General features: G+C 36.4%; 2 protein-coding genes. Both read left to right on the top strand.

The features are described from left to right. Positions 1 to 623: 623 nt before the first annotated feature. Entirely contained in the window at positions 624 to 1,772 is a 1,149-nt protein-coding gene (locus tag EEJ45_RS17950; protein WP_124566114.1) for a ParM/StbA family protein, read from the top strand. A 1-nt stretch (position 1,773) separates the two neighbouring features. After that, positions 1,774 to 2,088: a hypothetical protein gene (locus EEJ45_RS17945; RefSeq protein ID WP_124566113.1), complete on the top strand. Its 315-nt coding sequence runs from the start codon at positions 1,774 to 1,776 to the stop codon at positions 2,086 to 2,088. Positions 2,089 to 2,332: the final 244 nt, after the last annotated feature.

The following is a 2,332-nucleotide window of genomic DNA, read 5'->3' as shown; positions in this document are numbered from 1 at the left end:
GTCTGTCCAAAATCAAAAAGAATTCATCCATCAACTGTTTGGACTAGTTACTTAAGACCAACAGTCATTAGAGATCTTTCGCTTTTTTATATTTTCTTCAAGTATTTGCACCAGAACCGGTGTTTCAGAATGGTCACTTAGCTAGGCCCTTCGCCAGTTAAAAACATCAGGGCTGTTTTATAATTATTAAATTATAAGGTAGCAGTTAAAGCACAGTGCGGCAAATGTTTAACGTCCCCGCCGAGGAGAACCCACAGCTACCCGTGTGAGCGAATACGATCGGTTCGTACTCCCATTAGTAACATATTCAATATAACAAAAAATATACGCATTTTCAATAAAAAACTTACGATTATGTGAAAAAATATAACTAATTTTATATTTTTCATTGTAAAACGATAAAAATTAAAGAATAAAACTCAATACAAGAAAATACAACTCAATATAATTTTAGGTCAAAAACTTAAATATTTGCAATAAAAGAGCTCTTTTTTTACCCATTTTGTATTGACTTGTAATCAAAAATATTAAAAGTCAATATAATGTATTGACTTTATTCTTTGTTAGAATTAGAATGAAAACATGAAACATTTACCAAAAATAAATCAATGGGGGGCTTTTAAATGAGCAAAACAAGAAAAGCTGGTGCAGATGCTGGCAATAATTCCTTAAAGTTATGTGTAAAGGGGCAAGAGCCTATCCTCATCCCTTCTATTTACTCCATTGTTCCAGGTCTAACTCCTTCTTTTTTCGAGGAGGCTGATATTGCCCCAAGCGAACTAGAAAAAAACATTGATGTGACAATTTCATCTGTGGCATTAAACGAAAAAAGAAGATACATAATTGGAGAAAAAGTAATAACAGACAAATTAAGTGGCTCTGAAATGGAAAGTAAAAGCGACAAATCAACAGATGAGTTGCCTGTTATCATGACACTGACGGGATTGGCGATAAGTGCGATGAAAGAAAATCCTGAGCTGGATCGTATTGATGCGAACTTTGATTTGAGCGTTGCACTTCCTGTATTAACTATTACACCAGAAAATGCTAAACATAACGCTGAACGCTTTATGGGTACTCATACAGTCACATTCCATCATCCATCAGGAAGAAACGTGGTTGTTACAATTAAAATCGAGTATTGCAAGTGTTTAGTGGAAGGTGGATCGGGCTCTTGGGGAATTGTGTATGACGAAAAAGGGCAAGTTGTTAAACACAAGGTAGAGCTAAATGACAATATTGTTGATGTAGATTTCGTTAATAAGATGTTTTTATCCTTCGACATCGGGGCGGGAACGACAGAATCAGTTGTAAGCAAAGGGGTTGTATTCAATCCACGCTTAAGCGAAGGGCTGCATTACGGAGTAAAAGAGAGCATTTTGAATGTCATTAAAATTTGGAATCGAAACAATCCAAGACAAACAATTGATAATATCACAGAATTCAACGAAATTTACTTTAATAGTGAACATCCGCGCCATAATCGTTTGAGAGATGCTGCTGAAAATGCATTCTACCAGTTGGCTAACCGTTTGGTTACAGCTTTGTTAAACAAAATTGACGAATTAAAAGATGATCCGTACGCTTTCGTATATGGTGGCGGTGCTGCGCTATTAAAAGATAGTATGTTAAAAATATTAAAAGAAAAGAAACGATTGACTAACGTGGTTTTCTTGAAAGACCCAATCTTCGTCAATGCAAGAGGATTACTGGTGTATACATGCTCTGCTCGTTTTGAGGAGATGAAGCTTAAGCAACTAGGAGTTGTGTAATATGAAAAGAACCAAAGTTTATGGTGCTGGAGATAGACTTAACGTCTATCTAAAGCAGAACGTATCAGAAAACATGTTAAATTGGATTAACAAACAATCTGATTTGACCACATTTTTCCTGTACGCTGCACAGCAGCTATACGAAAAGACCGGCAATGTAGATATTGCTGAGATTTTGCCCCGCAAGTACGACTTTAATTTAGATGGTATTCAAGTAACACCGGTGCAGGTTATACAGCCTGCGCCGGCCAAACAAGAACCTAAAAGTCCAGCTTGGTCTGGCTTAGAAAATATTGAAGAAGATCCATACGCTTAATTAAACAAAATAAAAAGAAAGCCCTTCTCCCCGACCAAAGTTTGAAGGACTTTCTCACACCAACCCAACTAAAGAGAGAATGTATTTGTTATGCACAAAACACCATCAATTCAAGCTGAGGTTGTGGGTTCTGGTGCAAAAATCTCAAAACAGTCGCAATTAATCTCTAAAGCTTGGACATACTGATACTATTACTCTAAAAAAGGGCGTGATCAGTATGGAAAAGCAAAATCTGTTCAAGTGG

The sequence above is a fragment of the Ectobacillus antri genome, from assembly GCF_003852715.1.
Lineage (GTDB): Bacteria > Bacillota > Bacilli > Bacillales > Bacillaceae_G > Ectobacillus > Ectobacillus antri.
This window is presented reverse-complemented; position numbering and strand designations above follow the sequence as displayed.

Bases quoted from the DNA above. Each gene is read 5' to 3' on its own strand.
- EEJ45_RS17950 (WP_124566114.1), top strand. From the start codon at position 624: ATGAGCAAAACAAGAAAAGCTGGTGCAGATGCTGGCAATAATTCCTTA.
- EEJ45_RS17945 (WP_124566113.1), top strand. From the start codon at position 1,774: ATGAAAAGAACCAAAGTTTATGGTGCTGGAGATAGACTTAACGTCTAT.